The organism is Rhodococcus sp. NPDC019050 (genome assembly GCF_055664235.1).
The window spans coordinates 127,850-147,639 of record NZ_JBVOON010000013.1 but is presented as its reverse complement, the minus strand read 5'-3'; the positions used below and the strand labels follow the sequence as shown (position 1 = coordinate 147,639).

Genomic DNA, 19,790 nt, shown 5'->3' with positions numbered 1-19,790 from the left:
CGATCGGCGCAGATCAGGCGGGCGCGGGGCCCGCCCCCCCCCAACCCCCCCCCCCCCCCCCCCCCCCCCGCCGCCCCCCCCCCCCCCCCCCCCCCCCCCCCCCCCCCCCCCCCCGCGCGCCCCCCCCCCCCCCCCCCCCCCCCCCCCCCCCCCCCCCCCCCGCGGCTGCATCGGGTTCTGCGCCTACATCGGGTTCCTTGCTCGGATCGGCGCTACGGTCGCCGGAACCATGCCTCCGGCCGGTCCTCGAGCGCTTTGGCGAGTCGCAGCCGCGAGTTGTCGGTCAGCGGTTCGGGGAGCGCGTCGGGGGAGAACCACCCGACTTCGAGATTTTCGTCGTCGGCGACCCGTGCGTCCCCGCCCACGGCGCGCATGAGAAATGCCACATCGAGATACTGAGCTTCGTCACCGTTCGGATAGACGATCGGCGCGGTGACATCGACACTCGTGAGCCGGACGATCTCGGCATCGACTCCCGTCTCCTCGCGTACCTCACGGACGGCGGCGAACGCGGGTTCCTCACCGGGTTCGAGGATGCCCGACACGAGGGCCCATCTGCCGTTGTCGGCGCGACGGGTGAGCAGCACCCGGTGGTCGTCGTCGACGACGATTGCGCTCACGCCCGACAACCACAACGGCGCGGTACCGACCTGGGCACGGAGTCGGAGAACGAAGTCGGGAATCGGCATCCTGGTTTCCTTACTCTCCGCTTCCTTACTATCCCGAGTATCCGTTGAGGCCCACTTCGAGGTCCTCGAGAATCGCGCGTGCTGCGACGGGCCCCGGTGTCGACCACACCTCGTCGGACACGGAGAACAACCGGCTGTCGGTGACTGCACCGAGGTCGAGCCACGGATCGGTGCGCATGATCTCGGTGCCCCGGTCGAGTCCGTCCTGGCCGGCGAACCGGACGAAGATCACATCGCCGTCCGCGGCTGCCGGATCGTTCGCGTCGAAGGATTCGACCGCGCGCGAGTCCACGACCCCGAACCGCTGCGCCGGCGGGCGTGCGGCACCGAGGTCGCCGAGGACCTGTCCGGCGAACGACGCGGTGCCCTCGATCTCTCCGCCTTCCGCGGTGAACCGCACAACCGACGCTTGGGTCTGCGACGAGACGAGTTCGCGTCCGAGGTCGACCGCCTCCGCGGAGTACGCGTCGAGCACCGCTTGCGCCGCGGCGGTGCGCCCCAGCGCTTCGCCCGCACGGAGGAACTGCGTGCGCCAGAACACGGGATCGGATCCGACCAGGACGGTCGGTGCCACGGCGGACAGGGACTCGTAGACACTCTTGTCGGCCGCCGACCCCAGGATCAGATCGGGGCGGGCCTGTTCGACGGCCGCGATGTCGGGGGATCCCTGTGACCCGACGGAGGGCAACTCCGCGATCCCGGTGCCGAGATACTCCGGCCGTCCGTCGGCGTCGACGGTGGCGCCCACGACCCGCTCCCACAGCCCCAGCGCGCACACGGCGTCGAGTGCCGCCTCGTCGAGCACGACGATGCGCTGCGCGTCGGCGGGCACTTCGGAGAGCCCGGCGGTGTGGATGATCCCGCGCGTGCCTTCCGGGGCGATACCGGGATCGAGAGGCGACGGAAGCGCGCACGCAGTCGTGGTGTCCCGGTCGATACCCACCACCGAGGCCCCGGCGATACGGGTGGTCGTGCGCACGATCGTCGACGCGTCGTCGTCGGCGGGCGCGGAGCAACCGGCCAGTACGGTCGCCGTCACGGCAGCGATCGCGAGGGATGCGACAGCTGCTCGGGACCGGTGCACTGCTAACACTTCAGACCACTCCTGACGGGACGGGCGCGAACCAGGGGACGGCTCAGGCTATCTGGTGTGCAGGACGCCACCGACACTGTCCCGCAACCTCGTTGGGGACGGTACATGTGATCTGCGGCACAGGTTGCGTGGTACGTCCCGCACTCGATGCCAGGTAGCGTTGCCGCCGAGTACGACAGCGAGTAGGACCCGGCGGGCGACCGGTTTACGGAGGGTCTACGATTCGATGAGCGCAAGCCAGAGAACGTTCGCCTCCAGCCCGAGGCCGAGCGCGCATTCAGGAGGATTAGTGACTGCCGTAGCGCCCCAGCCAGTCCCAGAGTTAGCTGTAGCGAGGCCGTATCCGCCGCGGCAGGGACCCAAGGGTTCGTTCATCTACAAGATGATCACGACAACCGACCCCAAGGTGCTGGGGCTCATGTACCTGGCGACCTCGTTCGCTTTCTTCCTCATCGGTGGCCTCATGGCCCTGCTGATGCGTACAGAGCTCGCGGTTCCCGGGTTGCAGTTCTTGTCGAACGAACAGTTCAACCAGCTGTTCACCATGCACGGCACGATCATGCTGCTGATGTATGCGACGCCTGTCGTGTTCGCCTTCGCGAACTACATTTTGCCGCTCCAGATCGGTGCGCCCGACGTGGCGTTCCCGCGTCTGAACGCGTTCAGCTACTGGCTGTACCTGTTCGGCGCGACGATCGTGATGCTCGGCTTCGTCACCCCCGGTGGTGCCGCCGACTTCGGCTGGACGGCCTACACCCCGCTCACCAGTGAGCTGCATTCCCCGGGTGTCGGCGCGGACTTCTGGATCCTCGGTCTCGGCGTCATGGGCCTGGGCACCATCCTCGGTGCGGTCAACTTCATCACCACCGTGGTGTGCATGCGCGCTCCCGGCATGACGATGTTCCGGATGCCGATCTTCACGTGGAACATCCTGATCACCTGCTTGCTGATCCTGCTCGTGTTCCCGCTGCTGACCGCCGCATTCTTCGGGCTGTTCGTCGACCGTCACCTCGGTGGCCACATCTACGACCCGGCCACCGGCGGTGTGCTCCTGTGGCAGCACCTGTTCTGGTTCTTCGGTCACCCCGAGGTCTACGTCATCGCGCTGCCGTTCTTCGGCATCGTCTCGGAGATCTTCCCGGTCTTCAGCCGCAAGCCGATCTTCGGTTACACCGGCCTGGTCTACGCGACCATCGCCATCGCTGCTCTGTCGATCGCGGTGTGGGCCCACCACATGTACGCGACCGGTGCTGTTTTGCTGCCGTACTTCTCCTTCATGACGTTCCTGATCGCCGTCCCGACGGGCGTGAAGTTCTTCAACTGGATAGGCACGCTGTGGAAGGGGCAATTGACCTTCGAGACACCGATGTTGTTCTCGGTCGGCTTCATCATCACGTTCCTCTTCGGTGGCCTGACCGGTGTCATCCTCGCGAGCCCGCCGCTGGACTTCCACCTGCACGACTCGTACTTCGTCGTGGCGCACTTCCACTACGTGCTCTTCGGCACCATCGTGTTCGCGACGTACGCCGGCATCTACTTCTGGTTCCCGAAGATGACGGGTCGCATGCTCGACGAGCGTCTCGGCAAGTGGCACTTCTGGCTGACCTTCGTGGGCTTTCACCTCACCTTCCTGGTGCAGCACTGGCTGGGTAACGAGGGCATGCCGCGTCGCTACGCCGACTACCTGCCGTCGGACGGGTTCACCACGCTGAACACGATCTCCACGATCGGTGCGTTCGTGCTCGGTGCCTCGACGCTGCCGTTCCTGTGGAACGTCTTCAAGAGCTACCGCTACGGCCAGCTGGTCACGGTCGACGATCCCTGGGGCTACGGCAACTCGCTCGAATGGGCGACCAGTTGCCCTCCGCCGCGGCACAACTTCACCGAGCTGCCGCGCATCCGGTCGGAGCGTCCCGCGTTCGAGCTGCACTACCCGCACATGGTCGACAAGATGCGCGCCGAGGCGCACGTCGGACCGGGTAGCCACAAGCACAGCGTGAACGTGCTCGAGGGTGCGGACCGCACCCCCGGCGACGTCCCGCGCGCCTGATCGATCGCACTACGCACCGAAGCCCCGCCCGTCTCCACGGGCGGGGCTTCGGCCGTTTCCGGGCACGTACCCCGGCGCGGAGGCGACCTCTCCGACTGCCACAATGGATAGGCACGTGCCGCGTTCGCGCGTGCCTCGACGACAATGATCGGAGACGTTGTGGTGTCTGACAGCACGGTGCTCGTGACCGTGACCGGACCGGACCATCCCGGCGTGACCTCGGAGCTGTTCGCGGTGCTCACGAGGTTCGACGTCGACCTGCTCGATGTCGAACAGGTCGTGATCCGAGGGCAATTGACCCTCGGGGTTCTCGTCGTCTGCCCCCGCGAGGTCGAAGCATTGCAGGACGCCGTCGAGTCGGCCATGGCCGCGATCGGGATGCGCGCCGCAGTGCAGATCGGTGTGGCTCCCGGCTCCGGCCATGCGGTCTCCACCCACGCCGTGGTGGTGCTGGGCAGCCCGCTGAGCGCCCGGGCGTTGCGGTCGGTGGGCCGCACCCTCGCGGCGCAGGGCGCCAACATCGACTCCATCCGCGGAATCGCGGATTACCCCGTCACCGGCCTGGAATTGATGGTCACCGCCCCCGACACCGATTCGGACGCCGACAGCCGATTGCGCAAGGCGCTGGCGGAACTCGCCGCCGGTATCGACGTGGACATCGCCGTGGAACGAGCGGGCCTGGCCCGCCGCGCGAAGCGCCTGATCGTCTTCGACGTCGACTCCACGCTGGTTCAGGGTGAGGTCATCGAGATGCTTGCCGCGCACGCCGGTGTCGAGGACAAGGTTCGCGAGGTCACCGAAGCCGCGATGCGCGGCGAGATCGATTTCGCGCAGTCGCTGGAACAGCGCGTCGCCACACTCGCCGGTCTTCCCGCCTCGGTCATCGACGAGGTCGCGGACCAGATCGAACTCACTCCCGGTGCGCGCACCACCATTCGTACGCTCCGGCGCCTCGGCTTCCGCTGCGGTGTCGTTTCGGGCGGTTTCCGTCAGGTCATCGAAGGCCTCGCCCACGACCTCGAACTCGACTTCGTGCGCGCGAACACCCTCGAAATCGTCGACGGCAAGCTCACCGGCCGGGTCATCGGGCCGGTCGTCGACCGTGCCGCCAAGGCGCGCGCGCTCCGCGAATTCGCCGACGAGGCAGGGGTGCCCATCGAGCAGACCGTGGCCGTGGGCGACGGTGCCAACGACATAGACATGCTCGGCGCGGCCGGACTCGGCATCGCGTTCAACGCGAAGCCCGCCCTGCGTGAGGTCGCCGACACCGCGTTGTCCTACCCCTATCTCGACGCGGTGCTCTTCGTCCTGGGCGTCACGCGGGACGAGGTGGAAGCCGCCGATCGGGTCGACGGAACGCTGCGGCGGGTGCCGCTCGATCGTGGTGCCTGAGTCGCAGCCCGTCTTCGCCGACCCCGGGTTCGCGGAGCGGCACGCGGTACTCGCCCGGGGCTACGGGGACCGGCCCGACCCGGACGACCCGGCGTCGGTGCTGGCGATGCCGATCGTCCTCCACATCCCGAAAACCGATCCGCCCGCCCGCAGCGCGCTGCTCGAAGCCGCCGCGATCGCGACGGTCGCTCTGTGTCTCGATCCGAGGGTCGGACCGGGGCCGGACGGGGAACCCGGACCGTGGCAGGACGCGTTCCGCACCTGGAACGACGCCCGGATCCGCAAAGTCAGCCGACGCGCTCGCGGTGCGCAATGGCGCGCCGTGCAGGAGATCGACGGTGTCACCGTCGACCACACCGGTGCCCAGGCGCGGGCATTGGTCCCAGGGCCGGTCGGCGCCCTCGACCCGAGGGTGTCCCGGTTGCAGATCGGCGGCACCGATGTCCCGCCGGACGATCCGCCGCCCCCACCCGCCGGTGTTCCGGTGCTGTGGGTCAACGCTGCCCTGGACATGACGGTCGGCAAGTCCGCGGCGCAGGTCGGTCACGCCTCGATGCTGTTCGCGGGCGCGTTGCCGCTCGATTCCGCACGGGCGTGGGCCGCCGCCGGCTATCCCTGCGCAGTCCGCGACGCCGATCCCACTCGCTGGCGCGAACTGCTCGCGCACGTCGAGGACGGTTCTGCCGTCGCCGTGAGGGACGCCGGGTTCACCGAGGTCGCCCCGGGTTCGGTCACCGTCGTCGCGGTGATCGGCTGAGCCACCCGGGGGACTCTTCCCGGCACGCGGGTCAAGCCGCCGGCGCGGGCTGGAACAACTCGACGAGATTGCCTGCGGGATCGGTGATCAGGACCTGACGGCCGCCGGGGCCGGAGACCACCTCGCTTCGGAACGGCACCCCGGCCTCGCGCAGACGGCCGACCTCGTCGTCGAGGTCGTCGACAACGAGGTGGATGCGATTGCGCCCCGGACCCGCCACGTCGGCCGGGGTGGCGCGAGCACCCGAACTGGCACGGCCGGACAGCAACAGTCGCAGCGAACCGCGGGTCACATCCGCGAATGCGGGAGCCGGGTGGCTGAGCAGGGTGAAACCGAGTCTGCCGGTGTAGAACTCGATCGCCGAGGGGACGTCGTCGACAAGGTAACGGACGCCGACGTATTCGTTCTGCGTGATCATCGGACACTCCTTTTCCTCAGTGGGGGAGCTTCGGTTTTCGGTCGTCCGTCGCGCGGGCTGCCGGTGGCTCGTGGCGGGGACGTTTGCGCGAGGGCGGGAAGCAGATGCCGTACACGCGTGTCGATGTCGGCGGCGACGGCGCGGAAAGCCGGATAGGTGTCGGCGTCGCTGGGGTGTGTGGTCGCGGGGTCCGGGATGCTCCAGTGGATGCACTGCGTGTCACCCCCGAACTCGGGGCGGTGCTCGCGGGCCTTGTCGCACAGGATGACCACCGCGTCGAACCGGTGGCCGGTGACTGCCGCGAGCGGCCGGGGCGCGCGGGCGGAGATGTCGATCCCGAAGTCGTCGCGCAGTACCCGCACGGCGTGCGGGTGCATCTCGGCTTTCGGATCGGTTCCGGCGCTGAGTGTTTCGACTCCGCGCGAACCCGTGTCGCCAGAGTGTCTGCGCAACAACGCTTCTGCGATGGGGGAGCGGGAGCTGTTGCCGGTACAGACGAACAACACGCTGACCGAGTCGGCGGGACAGGACGGTGACTGCTCCGCCGTGGGAGCGAGCGCCGGGTGGAGCGCGGCGCCGAGGTCGGCCAGCATGCCGTCGCAGCGGTCGAGGTCGAGGTGGTAATAGGTGTCGCGTCCGTCGAAGGTACTGCGCGTGGTCGTCACGAGCCCGCCGTCGCGCAGCACCCGGAGGTGATAGGACACCAGGTTCTGCGGCTCGCGGACGAGCGCCGCCAACTCCCGGACCCGATGGTCGCCACCGGACAGTGTCGCGAGCAGTTGCCAGCGCACCGGATGGGCTGCCAGCCGTACGAACGACGGAACGGACGCGAATGCCGCCATGGCAGAAGCGTACCGCCGATACATCAAATCGGTTTGATGTAATTTGCTCGGGTCGTGCAGAACCGGTCGAGGGCGCCGAGTCCGATCATCCGAACGGGTTCGCGGTGCGGAACACCAGAACCGTCGGTCCGGTCACGTGGAACTCGCTTCCCACCGCGAGGGGAGTGTCGTCGACCGGGGAGCCGTCGATGGTGCTCGAATCGAAGACGCACACGATGTCGCCGCGATACCACTCCGGTCCGCCCAACGTCACGGTCGCGGCATCGCCCGCATGCAGGACGAACAGGCCGCTGCTGTCGGGTAGCCGTAGTCCCGCGCGGGTGGTGGTACCCAGGTCCGACCCGTCGACCCACCCCTGGAGGGTGCGCCGGCTCTCGTCGTGCCAGCCCGCGTAATCGAGTTCGGTGCCCTCGATCCCGAACCACACCAGATCGGGGCGACCGTCGGTTCGGGCACGGCCGTCGAAGAACCGGCGTCGTCGCAACACAGGCACCACGTTCCGCAGTCCGAGGAGACCGCGCACGTACGCGAACCGCTCGAGGTCGGCGTCCTGCCACTCGAGCGGCCACGCCTCGCGCACCGGTACTTCTTCCGGAACGCAGTAGGCGTTGTTGTTGCCGTGCTGGGTGTGTCCGATCTCGTCACCGGCGAGCAGCATCGGAGTGCCCGTCGAGAGCATCAGAGTCGCGAGCAGGGCGCGGACGTGCCGATCGCGGGCCGCGATGATGTCCGGATCGTCGGTCGGCCCCTCGACGCCGTGGTCGACCGATTCGTTGTGGTCCGAACCGTCGCGGCCGTCCTCACCGTTCGCCTCGTTGTGCTTGTGCCGGTACGACACCAGGTCGGCGAGAGTGAACCCGTCGTGAGCGGTGATGTAGTTGACCGACATCGCAGGCTGCCGCCGATCGCGCTGGAACACGTCCTCCGAACCGGTGAGCCGTGACGCGAGTTCGCGCACCCCCGAGTGTCCCGCCCAGAAGCGGCGAGTCGTATCGCGGTACCGGTCGTTCCATTCGGCCCACTGCACACCGAACCGTCCCAGTTGGTAGCCGTGCCCGGTGGCATCCCAGGGTTCGGCGATGAGTTTGAGGCCGGTGAGCACCGGATCGCTGGTGATCGCGGTGAGCAGGGCACCCCGCGGGTCGAACGGCCCGCCTCGCGGCCGCGCGAGCGCACTCGCGAGATCGAACCGGAACCCGTCCACCCCCATGTCCTCCGCCCAGTACCGCAGGCTGTCGCACACCATCCGCACAGCAATGGGGGAGGCGCCGTCGATCGTGTTGCCACAGCCGGTGAGATCGATGTCGTGGCCGTGGTGATCGAGCAGGTAGTAACCGGGCGCGTCGAGCCCGCGCCACGACAGGTTCGGTCCTGCCACAGACCACTCGCAGGTGTGGTTGTAGACGACGTCCAGAACCACTTCGAGTCCGACGCTGTGGAAGGCGTGGACCATCGTCCGGAACTCGGCGATCTCCTCACCCGGTGTCGCGGCGTAGGCGGGATGCGGCGCGAAGTACGAGGCGGTCGAGTAACCCCAGTGGTTCCGCATGCCGCGCGCACGCACCGGAGGTTCGGTGAGAAACGCCTGGACCGGCAGTAGTTCGACGGTCGTCACACCGAGTTGCACCAGATGGTCGAGCACCGCGGGCTGGCACAGCCCGAGGTAGGTGCCGCGCAGGTGCTCGGGCACCTGCGGGTGGTGCGCCGTGTACGAACCGACATGCAACTCGTAGACGACGGTGTTCTCCCACGGTATCCGCGGCCGCTGCGAGGAATTGCCGCTCGGCGACGTGACGACGGACAGCGGGGTGTGGCCGAGCGAATCGACCGTCGACATCCCGTCGAACGGGCTCCCTTCATAGGCGACGAGCCTCGCGGCGTCGCCGACCTCGCCGGTGATCTGCCGGCCCCACGGATCGAGAAGGATCTTGTGGGGATTGGTGCGCAGACCGTGGCGCGGATCCCACCGGCCGTGCGCGCGATAGCCGTACCGCTGCCCGGCACCGGCGCCCGGGACGACGCCGTGCCACACGCCGTAGGTGAAGTCGGGCAGGTCCACGCGCTGTTCACGACCGTCGTCGTCCACGAGACACACCTGGACGCGGTCGCTGTGCGGCGCATGCACGGCGAATCGCGTACCGGTCTCGACCACCGTCGCCCCGAGCGGGAACGGCGAAGGGTTGTGGAGAGCTGCGGACGAAGCGGATTCAGGAGAGGGTGACGACACAGAGATGATCCTGCCGCGTGTTGTGCCCGGGCGTAAGACAAGATGGGAGGCGTGGCACAACCTGATCCCGATTTGCTCATCGAATTCGAAGACGTTCTGGTGCGACGCGGAGGCAACGTCCTCGTCGGACCTGTGACCTGGAAGGTGGAACTCGACGAACGTTGGGTGGTGCTCGGCCCCAACGGCGCAGGCAAGACGACGTTGCTGCGCATCGCGGCGGCCGAGACGTTCCCGACGTCCGGAACGGCACACGTGCTCGGCGAGACGTTCGGCCGGACCGATCTGTCCGAACTGCGGACCCGGATCGGACTGTCGTCGGCGGCGCTCGCGAATCGTGTCCCGTTCGACGAAAAAGTCGCCGATCTGGTGATCTCCGCCGGATACGGCGTGCTCGGCCGCTGGCGCGAGCGTTACGACGAGATGGACACCGAGCGCGCGATCGAGATGCTCGAAAGCCTCGGCGCCGAGCACCTGGCCGACCGCTCGTACGGAACGCTGTCGGAGGGCGAGCGTAAACGAGTGCTGATCGCCCGCGCGCTGATGACCGATCCCGAACTGCTGCTCCTCGACGAACCTGCCGCCGGCCTGGATCTCGGTGGCCGTGAAGAACTCGTCGCGCGCCTCGGCGTGCTGGCGGAGGACCCGGACGCACCGGCCACCGTGCTGATCACCCACCACGTCGAGGAGATCCCGCCCGGTTTCACCCACGCGCTGCTCCTCAAAGAGGGCACCGTCGTCGCGCAGGGTCTGCTCGACGATGTGATCACCGGAGAGAACCTCAGCGAGGCGTTCAGCCAGGCGATCACCCTCGAAAAGGCCGACGGACGGTTCTTCGCCCGTCGCACCCGGGAGCCGGGACGTCACCGGCGCGGATGACACAACCGGCGCGTCCCGGCGCGGCGCGCACCCGATCGGCTAGTTTCGGTCCATGGTTGGCGATCGCTCGGTGAGCTCCTTCGATCCTGCCGCGGTGCCCGTCCGCGGTGCGTCCACGGTGATGCTGGTGCGTGACTCCGCGCGCGGGGTCGAGGTGTTCCTGCAGCAACGTGTCGTCGGCATGGAATTCGCCGGCGGGATGACCGTCTTTCCCGGCGGCGGCGTCGATCCGTCCGACACCGACGCGTCGGTGCAGTGGACCGGCCCGGACGTGGGGTGGTGGGCCGAGCGGTTCTCCACCACCGAGGCGCAGGCGCGGGCACTCGTGCTCGCTGCCGTGCGCGAAACGTTCGAAGAATGCGGTGTGCTCCTGGCCGGCCCCACGCCCGACACGCTCGTCGCGGACACGACCGCGTACGCCCAGGCTCGTCGCAAGCTCGAAGCCCGCGAGTTGTCGTTCGGTGATTTTCTGGAACAGGAGGCGCTCGTCCTCCGCGCCGATCTGCTGCGCCCCTGGGCGAACTGGATCACGCCTCTGGGGGAGCGGCGCCGATACGACACCCGGTTCTTCGTCGCTGTCGCACCGGAGGGGCAGCGCGCCGACGGAGCGACCAGCGAGGCCGAAGAGGTGCGGTGGCGGACCGCCGCGGAGGAACTCGCGTACTGGCGGTCGGGGCGGTGTGTGTTGCTCCCTCCGACGTGGTCCCAGTTGACGGCACTCTCCCGCTACGCGACGGTCGCGGAGATCATGGCCGCGGAGGTCACGGTCGAACCGATCCTTCCCGTGATGAGCAAACGGGACGGCATGATCCACATCTCCTTCGACGGCGAGGACGGCTACTACACGGTCGGGTCGCATCCCTGGGCCCAGCGCGCCGACCTCTAGGCTCGACGCATGGCTGAATTCGTGACACTCGAAGTCTCCGACGGTATCGGCACCATCCGGCTCGACCGCCCTCCCATGAATGCCCTGAACCGGCAACTCCAGGAGGAGATCCGGGAGGCGGCGCGAGAAGCGACCGTGCGGGACGACGTGAAGTCGGTAATCGTCTACGGCGGCGAGAAGGTGTTCGCCGCCGGTGCCGACATCAAGGAACTCGCCGAACTGGATTTCGTGCGGATGAGCCGGATCGTCGGTGATCTGCAGTCCGCGCTGGGATCGATCGCCGACATCCCGAAACCGACCGTCGCCGCGATCACGGGCTACGCGCTCGGTGGGGGCCTCGAACTCGCCCTCGGTGCCGACCGCCGCATCGTCGGCGACAACGTGAAAGTGGGGACTCCCGAGATTCTGCTCGGTGTGATCCCCGGGGGTGGCGGCACCCAGCGGCTCGCACGCCTGGTGGGGCCCGCGAAGGCGAAGGACATCGTGTTCACCGGCCGCTTCGTCGGGGCGGACGAGGCACTCGCGATCGGTCTGGTGGACGAGGTCGTGGCACCGGACGACGTCTACGAAGCGGCGCGGCGGTGGGCGGCGCAGTTCACCAAGGCAGCTTCGCGGGCGCTGGCCGCGGCGAAGGCCGCGATCGACCAGGGCCTCGACACCGACCTCGATACCGGTCTCGCCATCGAACAGCACGTGTTCGCGTCGCTGTTCGCCACGAAGGACCGCACCATCGGTATGGAGTCGTTCCTCGCCAACGGTCCCGGGAAGGCCGAATTCGTCGGCGAATAGGTCGCCCCAACCACGTAATCGTCTCCGACTTACCGATGGGTAGGATCACGCCATGACTGCAAGCAGGCCCGACGGGGTCGACCCCGCGCCGAACCCGCACGCCACCGCCGAACAGGTCGCGGCGGCGATGGAAGACACCAAGCTCGCCCAGGTGCTCTACCACGACTGGGAAGCCGAGACGTACGACGACAAGTGGTCGATCTCGTACGACGAACGCTGCATCGACTACGCCAAGGGGCGTTTCGTCGCCGCCGCCGGAGAACAGAACCTCCCGTACGAGCGTGCGCTCGAGTTGGGTTGCGGCACCGGCTTCTTCCTGCTCAACCTCATGCAGGGTGGGGTGGCCAAGAGCGGTTCGGTCACCGACCTGTCGCCCGGCATGGTCAAGGTGGCGTTGCGCAACGCCGAGCATCTCGGTCTCGACGTCGACGGTCGTGTCGCCGACGCCGAAACCATTCCGTACGAGGACAACACGTTCGATCTCGTCGTCGGACATGCCGTGCTGCACCACATTCCCGACGTCGAGCAGTCCCTGCGCGAGGTGTTGCGCGTGCTCAAGCCCGGCGGCCGATTCGTCTTCGCCGGTGAGCCCAGCACGATCGGTAACTTCTACGCACGGTGGCTCGGGCGCATCACGTGGGAGGCCACGACCAACATCACCAAGCTTCCGTTCCTGAGCGATTGGCGGCGTCCGCAGACCGAACTCGACGAGTCGTCGCGCGCTGCGGCGCTCGAGGCGGTCGTCGACCTGCACACCTTCGACCCGGCCGATCTCGAGAAGATCTCGCGGTCCGCAGGTGCGGTCGACGTCAAGGCGTCGAGTGAGGAATTCGCCGCAGCGCTGCTGGGCTGGCCGGTCCGGACGTTCGAAGCAGCCGTGCCGCCCGAGAAGCTCGGCTGGAACTGGGCGAAATTCGCTTTCGGTGGCTGGAAGTCGCTCAGCTGGGTCGACGAGAAGGTGCTCAAGCACGTCGTCCCGCGGAGTTTCTTCTACAACGTGATGATCACCGGTGTGAAGCCGGGCGAGTAGCCGGTGTACGACTTCACGCTCGCCGACGTCGGGTATCTGACTTCGGATGCCGGCGCGGAAGCGCTCGCGCGCGTCGACGAGCGTGAACTGTCGACGCGTACGCGCCTGGCCGACATCGGCTGGGTGCGTACGCATTTCGGCGACCGCACCCCGCTGCTGGTGGAGACTGTGCTGGTGCGCCGCAAGGCCGCAGCCAAGATCGACGGTGCGCAGCGATGGGTGCTCACCGACGACGCCGTGCAGCAGGCGACGCCGGGTCCGGTCGCGGCCCATCGCGCCCGGCGACTGGCCGGCCGGGCCGTGCACGACGTCACGTGTTCGGTCGGCGCCGAACTCGCGCACCTGGTCGGTGTCGCCGAGACGGTGGTGGGCAGTGACCTCGACGCCGTCCGGCTCGCGATGGCCGCGCACAACGTGCCGGACGCGCATCTCGTCCGCGCCGACGCCCTGCACCCGGTGACCCGGAATACGACCGTCATCGCCGATCCCGCGCGCCGCGCCGGCGGTCGCCGGACGCACGATCCCGCCGCGCTTCAGCCCCCACTGCCCGACCTTCTCGACACGTACGCCGGACGAGACCTTGCCGTGAAGTGCGCTCCGGGCCTGGATTTCGGCTCGCTGGGCTGGGACGGCGAGGTCGAAGTGGTGTCGCTGGACGGCGGGGTGCGGGAGGCGTGCCTGTACTCACCCGGTCTGGCACTCGGCGGTGCTCGCCGCCGTGCCGCAGTATTGCGTTCGGACGGAACCGGTTTTGAGGTTACCGACACGATGCCGGACGACATCCCGGAACGCGCGCCGGGTGAGTGGATCGTCGATCCCGACGGAGCGATCGTCCGGTCCGGCCTGGTACGTCACTACGCGGCCGCGCACGGACTGTGGCAACTCGATCCACGTATCGCCTACCTCACCGGCGATACGTTGCCCGACGGGGTGCGTGGATTCCGCGTCCTCGAACAGTTCAAATACACGGAGAAGGCGCTGAAACAGGCACTGTCCCGGTTCGATTGCGGGATCGCCGAGATCCTGGTGCGCGGGCTCGACATCGATCCCGCGGTGCTGCGTCCCCGGCTCAAATTGAAGGGCTCACGCTCGCTGAGCGTGGTGCTGACCCGCATCGGCCGCACGCCCGAGGCCTTCGTGTGCGCAGCGTCCCGTTAGCCTGCACGGACCGTGTGGGGCAGCGCTCCGAGAATCGCCGCGGGGCTGCCCGCCGGCAGGAGGGGTAGCCGGACGTTCGGAGTCGAAATCCTGCCCTGGGCGTGGAGCACGGCCTTGATGACGGTGGGGTTCGGCCCTGCGGTCAGCGCGCACGCGGTCTCCACGAGTCGGTTCCCGAGGGCCCTCGCCTGCGACAGGAATCCGCCGTCCCACAACCGGAACAGTTCGACGAACTCGCGCGTGCAGACGTTCGCGGTCGCCAGGATCGCTCCCGCGGCACCCATCGCGAGGAGCGGGGAAACCAGCGCGTCGTCTCCTGCGAGGACCGAGAACGACGTGGGGGCCACTGCGACCAGTCGCGCGGTGTCGGTGTCCACCGAGCCGACTGCCTGTTTGATGCCGGCAATCTGCGGATGCTGCGACAGTCGCTCGACGGACTCCCAGCCCAGGTGCTGACCGGTGCGGTACGGAACGTTGTAGAGAATCAGGGGGAGCGGACTGCGTGCGGCGATGTATTCGAAGTGCGCCACCACCCCTGCCTCGGACGGGCGTGTGTAGTACGGGACCACCACCATTGCGGCTGTGGCGTCGCCCTCCGCATGCAGTTCCTCGAGGGTGCGCGCGGTGCCGGCCGTGTCGTTCGAACCTGCGCCGACGATCAGGGGCACGCCGTGCTCGCGGCACGCCGTGCTGCAGATCCGCACGACCTCTCGACGTTCCAGAGGGGTCAGGGTGGCCGCCTCCGCGGTTGTTCCCAACGCCACGATGCCGGCTGCGCCTTCTTCGATCACGCCGTGGGCGAGACGTTCGAGGTCGGTCGCGGCGATCTCGCCGGTGTCTGTGAACGGGGTGACGAGCGGGACGAAGATGCCCGACGGATGGAATGTCATGCACCCACTTTTACCGTCGCAATTCACAAGATCCAGTTACTCTTCGTGACGGAACTCGTAAGCTGAACCGATGCTCGACGTTCGCAAGCTCAGGCTTCTCCGTGAACTCGCCCATCGAGGCACGATCGCTGCCGTCGCCGAGGCGCTTTCGTACACGCCGTCGGCGGTGTCGCAACAGATCTCGGCGCTCGAACGCGAGGCCGGCCGCCCCCTCCTGGTGCGCACGGGTCGTCGGGTGAGGCTGACCCCGGCGGCTCTCATCCTCGTCGAGCACACCGAGGCGGTTCTGGCGGAACTGGAACGAGCAGAAACCGCGCTCGCGACGAGTGGGCCGGGGCCGTCGGGGTCGGTTCGCCTCGGGGCCTTTCCGACCGCGCTACGGACGGTTGTGCTCCCCGCCCTGTCGGAACTCCGCCGTGCGGAGCAGGGCCCGGAAGTGACGGTGACGGAGGTCGATCCCGCCGATGCGCCGGATCTGCTTCGGGGAGGTCACCTCGACATGGCGCTCGTCCACGAATACGACAACGTGCCGTCCTCCGTCGGGTCGGGCATCGAACTCGAACCGCTGCTCGACGAGGTCATCTATCTGGCCGCGTCCGCAGCGCCGGACGCGGAGGGTTTGGCGGTCGTCCGCAGTCACGCAGACAGCCCTTGGATTGTCGGGAACTCCGGCACGTTGTGTCACACCATGGCGGTGCGCACCTGTCGCTCCCAAGGGTTCGAACCGTGGGTCACCCATCGGGTCGACGACTTCGCCACGGTCCTGCGACTGGTTGCAGCGGGAGCCGGCGTGGCACTGGTGCCACAGCTCGGGGCGATCGATGTTCCGGCAGGGGTGGTGCTCACCGCGCTTCCGGTCGGGAGACGAACCCGAATTGCGTACCGCCGGGGCAGTGGGCACCGGCCGGCGCAGGCTGTCGTGAGCGCCGAATTACGCAGGGCAGCACGATCTTTCGACTGTACCTCGACTGTCGGCTGAGGGAACTGCTTCAGCGGAGTACGACGATGTCACCGTCGTGCGTCGTGGTGACGAACTCGCCGTCGGGGCCCACCGCGGTGCCGACCGGGAATCCTGTTGCCTCCGTGATCGGTTCCTCGTCGATCGAGTGGCCGTCCGAGGTGTCGAACACGAGTGCGGCAAGGCCGTCGGCGCCGCCCACGATCGAGTAACCCAGCCCGTTCGAGGTCACCGCCGGTACGGCGTGCTGCGTGACATCCGTTCGCTGCCACACCATTTCGGCGCCGTCGCCATTGTCCCGCAGTGCGGTCAGGGCGCCCTCGTCTCCGCCGGCGGCAAGCAGCAGCAATCCGTCACCGGTCACTGCCGGGCCGGTCGCGGGGGAGTAGTCGAGTCGATGGCTCCATCGGGGTGTCCCCGTCGTGGAGTCGACGGCCCAGAGGGTGCCGTCGCCGTCGTGGACGTAGACGGTCGCGCCGTCGGCGGACAGCACCGGACTCGTCACGGCGCCGCCCGGCAGGTCGTCGGTGGACCATTCTTCGACCACGGACGCGTTGTCGCCGCTGGTGTACCGCATGGCGACGAGAGACGCGCGGTCGGCACCGGGACGCCACAGGGTCACGAAGATCCGGTCCGTGGCCAGGTCGACCGCGGGAGTGGTGGCGACGGGGCAATCGGGTGATCCGCCGAAGCATGCGGGCAACCCGTGGTCGCTCGCGAGCCTCGGAACGTTCTGGCCGTCGCCGACGGCGGGAATGGGCACGAGGTCGAACAGCGGTGCGACGAGTTGGCCGGTCTGCGGGTTGATGATGTTGACCTGGCCGAAATGCGTGACGACGACCAGTTTTCCGTCGGACGCGAACTGGGCGCTGCGCGGTGTGCCGCTCACCGGGATGCGCCAGCGTCGCTGCCCGTGTTCGTTGAACGAGAACATGCCACCGTCCTCGCCGACGTAGATGTTCGCGTTGCCGTCGGACACGGGCGTCACGGTCGTCGCTCCCGGAGCGAGCCGCGTGCACCACCGTTTACGGCCGTTGTCGATCTGGAAGGAGAAGAGGTTGCATCCCGCCTCCGTCGATGCGGTGACCGAGATCTGGCCGTTGGCCGCCACCCCGGCGGGCGAACCCACCGCACCGCCCAGCGGCCGCGCCCAGGCCGGGGAGACGTCGTCGAGTCCCTCCGCGGTCGCGGTGCTGCTGTTCCGGGAGTCCGAATAACGGGCCGGCCAGCCTCCTTCGGAGAGCACGTCGGTCGTGCCACCCCCGCCTGCGCACCCGCTCAGTGCGACCGCTGCCGTCGACGCCAGCACTGCGGCCCGCAGGACACCCCGCATCACCCAACTCCTCCCGGGACGAACGTTACGAGCCGTCAGCGTATCGGGCCGGGGGTTGTACCCCGCGCAGGAGGCGGACCGTAGGCTGCCCCCTATGACGAGCATGTGGGGCGCACCGCTGCGCACGAGGTGGCGCGGTTCCCGTCGCCGGGATCAGGACCAGGCACGATTCCTGACACTGTCATCTCTGCGATGGGTGCTGGCAAACAAGGCATACACGCCGTGGTACCTGGTCCGGTACTACCGCCTGGCGAAGTTCAAGCTGGCGAATCCGCACGTCGTGCTGCGCGGAATGGTGTTTCTCGGCAAGAACGTCGAGATCCACGCGACACCCGAACTCGCGCGACTCGAGATCGGCAAGTGGGTGCACATCGGTGACGGCAACGCGATCCGCTGCCACGAGGGTTCGCTGCGCATCGGCGACAAGGTGGTGTTCGGCAAGGACAACGTCGTGAACACCTACCTCGACATCGAGATCGGCGCGTCGACTCTGGTCGCCGATTGGTGCTACATCTGCGATTTCGACCACCGCACCGAGGACATCACCTATCCGATCAAGGACCAGGGCATCATCAAGGGCCCGGTGCGGATCGGTCCGGACACGTGGATCGCCGCGAAGGTGACGGTGCTGCGCAACACGAAGGTCGGCCGCGGTTGCGTGCTCGGCGCGCACGCCGTGGTCAAGGGCGAGATCCCCGACTACAGCATTGCGGTCGGCTCGCCGGCGAAGGTCGTGAAGAATCGCAAGGTGTCGTGGGAGATCGCCGCCACCGAACGTGCCGCACGGGCGGCGGCACTCGAGGACATCGCCCGGAAGAAGGCCGGAGAGAAGCCGGTCGACGCACAACCGGGCGTCTGACGACAGGTCGCACGAAGAATCGGCAGGGGAGGGCTCGACTGTGGACTTCGAGGAATACGTGCGTCACGACGCCGTGGGGCTCGCCGAATTGGTGGCGGGCGGGCAGGTGACGCCGCACGAACTGCTCGAGACGGCGATCGGCAGGCTCGACGCCGTCGAGCCGATTCTCAATACCGTGGTGTACCGGCTCGACCGGGAGGCCCGCGTGCGCGCCGGTCATCGGCTCGAAGGCGCGTTCGCGGGCGTGCCCTTCCTCGTGAAGGACCTCGGGCAGGACATCGCGGGGATCCCCACCGGCAGCGGGTCCCGCGCGCTCGCCCAGGTGCCCGCCGAACGGAACTCGGTGGTCGTCGACCGATGGCTCGACGCCGGTCTCGTCGTCCTCGGGAAGACCAACACCCCCGAATTCGGGCTCAAGGGCATCACCGAACCGGAAGTCAACGGTCCCACGCGCAACCCGTGGAATCCGGCGCTGACCCCCGGGGGTTCGTCCGGTGGTTCCGCCGCCGCTGTTGCAGCAGGGGTGGTGCCCGCTGCGGGTGCGAGCGACGGCGGTGGGTCGATCCGGATCCCGGCGGCGTGCTGCGGTCTCGTGGGACTCAAGCCCGGGCGCGGAGTCGTGCCGACGGGACCTCTCGGCAGTGAGCCGCTGCACGGGGCGGCGACGAACGGGGCGATCACCCGGAGCATCCGTGACTCCGCGGCTCTCCTGGACGTCATGGCCGGTTCGTACCCGGCGGCGGCCTTCCTGACTGCGGCTCCACCGCAGTCGTATTCCGCCGCGGCACGCACCACGCCTCGGCGACTGCGCATCGGTTACGCGACCGCGTCCCCACTCGGGACCGGAGTGGACCCCGAGGCAGTGGCAGCGGTGGACGCCACGGTCGCCCTGCTCGACGAACTCGGCCATCACGTCGAGCCCGCGTCGACGGGCGTCGACGAGCGGCAACTCGCCACGGACTTCCTCACCATGTGGTTCGCGTCGCTGGCAGCCGAGGTCGACGAGGTGAAGCAACGCACGGGGGCGGGCTCCGACGGATTCGAGTTCGACACCCGCATCCTGGCCGAACTGGGCCGTACCGTACCCGCGCCGGAGTATCTCGCGGCACTCGCGCGCTGGGGCGAGCACACCACCCGGCTCGCTGCGTTCCACGACCGTTACGACCTGCTGCTGACGCCGACCTTGGCCTATCCCCCTGCGCGGATCGGCGAACTGGCCACACCGCGCTGGATGAGCACCCTCGGGAACGTGCTCATCGCGACGCGCAGGGGCAAGGTGGCCCGCTGGACCGGTCTGGTGGACCGGATGATCGACGAGAACCTCGGCCGCACGCCGTACACCCAGTTGGCGAACATCACCGGGCGCCCGGCCATTTCGCTTCCGTTGCACTGGACTGCCGACGGCGTGCCGCTGGGGGTCCAGTTCGTCGCCCCGCTCGGCGGCGAAGGTCTGCTGCTCGCGCTCGGCGGCGAACTGGAGCAGGCCCGTCCGTGGTTCGACCGGCGGCCGGCACTCGACGTCGACTGAGTCGGTCCCGGCTCG

Annotated in this window: 18 protein-coding genes; 11 read left to right on the top strand and 7 right to left on the bottom strand. The window is 68.3% G+C overall.

The genetic code is table 11. The features are described 5' to 3' along the window. Positions 1-212 precede the first annotated feature (212 nt). Both AC0B44_RS15010 and AC0B44_RS15005 read right to left on the bottom strand, forming a co-directional pair. Positions 213-689, bottom strand: a complete 477-nt coding sequence (locus tag AC0B44_RS15010; RefSeq protein ID WP_471903632.1) for an NUDIX hydrolase — start codon at positions 687-689, stop codon at positions 213-215. Between the two features lie 28 nt (positions 690-717). Further along, the gene (locus tag AC0B44_RS15005; RefSeq protein WP_471903631.1) at positions 718-1,782 is read right to left on the bottom strand and encodes an ABC transporter substrate-binding protein; all 1,065 of its coding nucleotides are present in this window, start codon (positions 1,780-1,782) and stop codon (positions 718-720) included. A 289-nt stretch (positions 1,783-2,071) separates the two neighbouring features. On the opposite strand from AC0B44_RS15005, the gene ctaD reads away from it, so the two are divergent. From ctaD to AC0B44_RS14990, 3 genes are all read left to right on the top strand, one after another. Then, positions 2,072-3,832: an aa3-type cytochrome oxidase subunit I gene (gene ctaD / locus AC0B44_RS15000; RefSeq protein ID WP_471903630.1), complete on the top strand. Its 1,761-nt coding sequence runs from the start codon at positions 2,072-2,074 to the stop codon at positions 3,830-3,832. Between the two features lie 144 nt (positions 3,833-3,976). Continuing rightward, positions 3,977-5,224: a phosphoserine phosphatase SerB gene (serB, locus tag AC0B44_RS14995; protein ID WP_471903629.1), complete on the top strand. Its 1,248-nt coding sequence runs from the start codon at positions 3,977-3,979 to the stop codon at positions 5,222-5,224. Continuing rightward, complete coding sequence (locus AC0B44_RS14990; protein ID WP_471903628.1) at positions 5,214-5,981, top strand: peptidyl-tRNA hydrolase; 768 nt, start codon at positions 5,214-5,216, stop codon at positions 5,979-5,981. The genes serB and AC0B44_RS14990 overlap by 11 nt, the downstream gene beginning before the upstream one ends. A 31-nt stretch (positions 5,982-6,012) precedes the next feature. Here AC0B44_RS14990 and AC0B44_RS14985 read toward each other — a convergent pair whose 3' ends face one another. The 3 genes from AC0B44_RS14985 to glgX form a co-directional block, all read right to left on the bottom strand. Further along, positions 6,013-6,399, bottom strand: a complete 387-nt coding sequence (locus AC0B44_RS14985; protein ID WP_471903627.1) for a VOC family protein — start codon at positions 6,397-6,399, stop codon at positions 6,013-6,015. Next, positions 6,396-7,241 (bottom strand): arsenate reductase/protein-tyrosine-phosphatase family protein, encoded by an 846-nt coding sequence (locus AC0B44_RS14980; RefSeq protein WP_471903626.1) that lies wholly within the window; start codon positions 7,239-7,241, stop codon positions 6,396-6,398. Before AC0B44_RS14980 ends, AC0B44_RS14985 begins: the two co-directional genes overlap by 4 nt. A gap of 85 nt (positions 7,242-7,326) precedes the next feature. Beyond that, positions 7,327-9,468 (bottom strand): glycogen debranching protein GlgX, encoded by a 2,142-nt coding sequence (glgX, locus tag AC0B44_RS14975; RefSeq protein ID WP_471903625.1) that lies wholly within the window; start codon positions 9,466-9,468, stop codon positions 7,327-7,329. 42 nt (positions 9,469-9,510) lie between these two features. Between glgX and AC0B44_RS14970 the strand changes: the two genes are divergently transcribed. Genes AC0B44_RS14970 through AC0B44_RS14950 form a run of 5 tightly spaced genes read left to right on the top strand, consistent with a single transcriptional unit; the run spans position 9,511 to position 14,207 of the window. After that, positions 9,511-10,344, top strand: a complete 834-nt coding sequence (locus AC0B44_RS14970) for an ABC transporter ATP-binding protein (RefSeq protein ID WP_471903624.1) — start codon at positions 9,511-9,513, stop codon at positions 10,342-10,344. 52 nt (positions 10,345-10,396) lie between these two features. Then, positions 10,397-11,230: an NUDIX hydrolase gene (locus tag AC0B44_RS14965; RefSeq protein ID WP_471903623.1), complete on the top strand. Its 834-nt coding sequence runs from the start codon at positions 10,397-10,399 to the stop codon at positions 11,228-11,230. 9 nt (positions 11,231-11,239) lie between these two features. Continuing rightward, positions 11,240-12,019, top strand: coding sequence for an enoyl-CoA hydratase-related protein (locus tag AC0B44_RS14960; protein ID WP_471903622.1), 780 nt, complete (start codon positions 11,240-11,242; stop codon positions 12,017-12,019). Positions 12,020-12,071: 52 nt separating this feature from the next. Further along, complete coding sequence (locus tag AC0B44_RS14955) at positions 12,072-13,049, top strand: methyltransferase domain-containing protein (protein WP_471903621.1); 978 nt, start codon at positions 12,072-12,074, stop codon at positions 13,047-13,049. Positions 13,050-13,052: 3 nt separating this feature from the next. Then, positions 13,053-14,207 carry a THUMP-like domain-containing protein gene (locus AC0B44_RS14950; protein ID WP_471903620.1) on the top strand — a complete coding sequence of 385 codons (1,155 nt, stop codon included), beginning with the start codon at positions 13,053-13,055 and terminating at the stop codon, positions 14,205-14,207. Here AC0B44_RS14950 and dapA read toward each other — a convergent pair. Next, entirely contained in the window at positions 14,204-15,097 is an 894-nt protein-coding gene (dapA, locus tag AC0B44_RS14945; protein ID WP_169619663.1) for a 4-hydroxy-tetrahydrodipicolinate synthase, read from the bottom strand. The two genes, AC0B44_RS14950 and dapA, sit on opposite strands and share 4 nt — an antisense overlap. Positions 15,098-15,167: 70 nt before the next feature. Here dapA and AC0B44_RS14940 point away from each other — a divergent pair, with 70 nt between their 5' ends. Next, on the top strand, positions 15,168-16,076 hold the full coding sequence (locus AC0B44_RS14940; protein ID WP_169619662.1) for a LysR family transcriptional regulator: 909 nt from the start codon (positions 15,168-15,170) through the stop codon (positions 16,074-16,076). A gap of 10 nt (positions 16,077-16,086) precedes the next feature. On the opposite strand, the gene AC0B44_RS14935 is transcribed toward AC0B44_RS14940, so the two are convergent. Beyond that, positions 16,087-17,388: an outer membrane protein assembly factor BamB family protein gene (locus tag AC0B44_RS14935; protein ID WP_471903619.1), complete on the bottom strand. Its 1,302-nt coding sequence runs from the start codon at positions 17,386-17,388 to the stop codon at positions 16,087-16,089. 94 nt (positions 17,389-17,482) lie between these two features. Between AC0B44_RS14935 and AC0B44_RS14930 the strand changes: the two genes are divergently transcribed. Both AC0B44_RS14930 and AC0B44_RS14925 read left to right on the top strand, forming a co-directional pair. Continuing rightward, complete coding sequence (locus tag AC0B44_RS14930) at positions 17,483-18,247, top strand: acyltransferase (protein ID WP_471903618.1); 765 nt, start codon at positions 17,483-17,485, stop codon at positions 18,245-18,247. A 40-nt stretch (positions 18,248-18,287) separates the two neighbouring features. Beyond that, the gene (locus tag AC0B44_RS14925) at positions 18,288-19,775 is read left to right on the top strand and encodes an amidase (RefSeq protein ID WP_471903617.1); all 1,488 of its coding nucleotides are present in this window, start codon (positions 18,288-18,290) and stop codon (positions 19,773-19,775) included. The last annotated feature ends 15 nt before the right edge of the window (positions 19,776-19,790 follow it).

Coding starts and splice junctions, on each gene's coding strand:
- AC0B44_RS15010 (WP_471903632.1), bottom strand. CDS start 689: ATGCCGATTCCCGACTTCGTTCTCCGACTCCGTGCCCAGGTCGGTACC.
- serB (WP_471903629.1), top strand. CDS start 3,977: ATGATCGGAGACGTTGTGGTGTCTGACAGCACGGTGCTCGTGACCGTG.
- AC0B44_RS14985 (WP_471903627.1), bottom strand. CDS start 6,399: ATGATCACGCAGAACGAATACGTCGGCGTCCGTTACCTTGTCGACGAC.
- AC0B44_RS14980 (WP_471903626.1), bottom strand. CDS start 7,241: ATGGCGGCATTCGCGTCCGTTCCGTCGTTCGTACGGCTGGCAGCCCAT.
- AC0B44_RS14970 (WP_471903624.1), top strand. CDS start 9,511: ATGGGAGGCGTGGCACAACCTGATCCCGATTTGCTCATCGAATTCGAA.
- AC0B44_RS14965 (WP_471903623.1), top strand. CDS start 10,397: ATGGTTGGCGATCGCTCGGTGAGCTCCTTCGATCCTGCCGCGGTGCCC.
- AC0B44_RS14960 (WP_471903622.1), top strand. CDS start 11,240: ATGGCTGAATTCGTGACACTCGAAGTCTCCGACGGTATCGGCACCATC.
- AC0B44_RS14955 (WP_471903621.1), top strand. CDS start 12,072: ATGACTGCAAGCAGGCCCGACGGGGTCGACCCCGCGCCGAACCCGCAC.
- dapA (WP_169619663.1), bottom strand. CDS start 15,097: ATGACATTCCATCCGTCGGGCATCTTCGTCCCGCTCGTCACCCCGTTC.
- AC0B44_RS14940 (WP_169619662.1), top strand. CDS start 15,168: ATGCTCGACGTTCGCAAGCTCAGGCTTCTCCGTGAACTCGCCCATCGA.
- AC0B44_RS14935 (WP_471903619.1), bottom strand. CDS start 17,388: ATGCGGGGTGTCCTGCGGGCCGCAGTGCTGGCGTCGACGGCAGCGGTC.
- AC0B44_RS14930 (WP_471903618.1), top strand. CDS start 17,483: ATGACGAGCATGTGGGGCGCACCGCTGCGCACGAGGTGGCGCGGTTCC.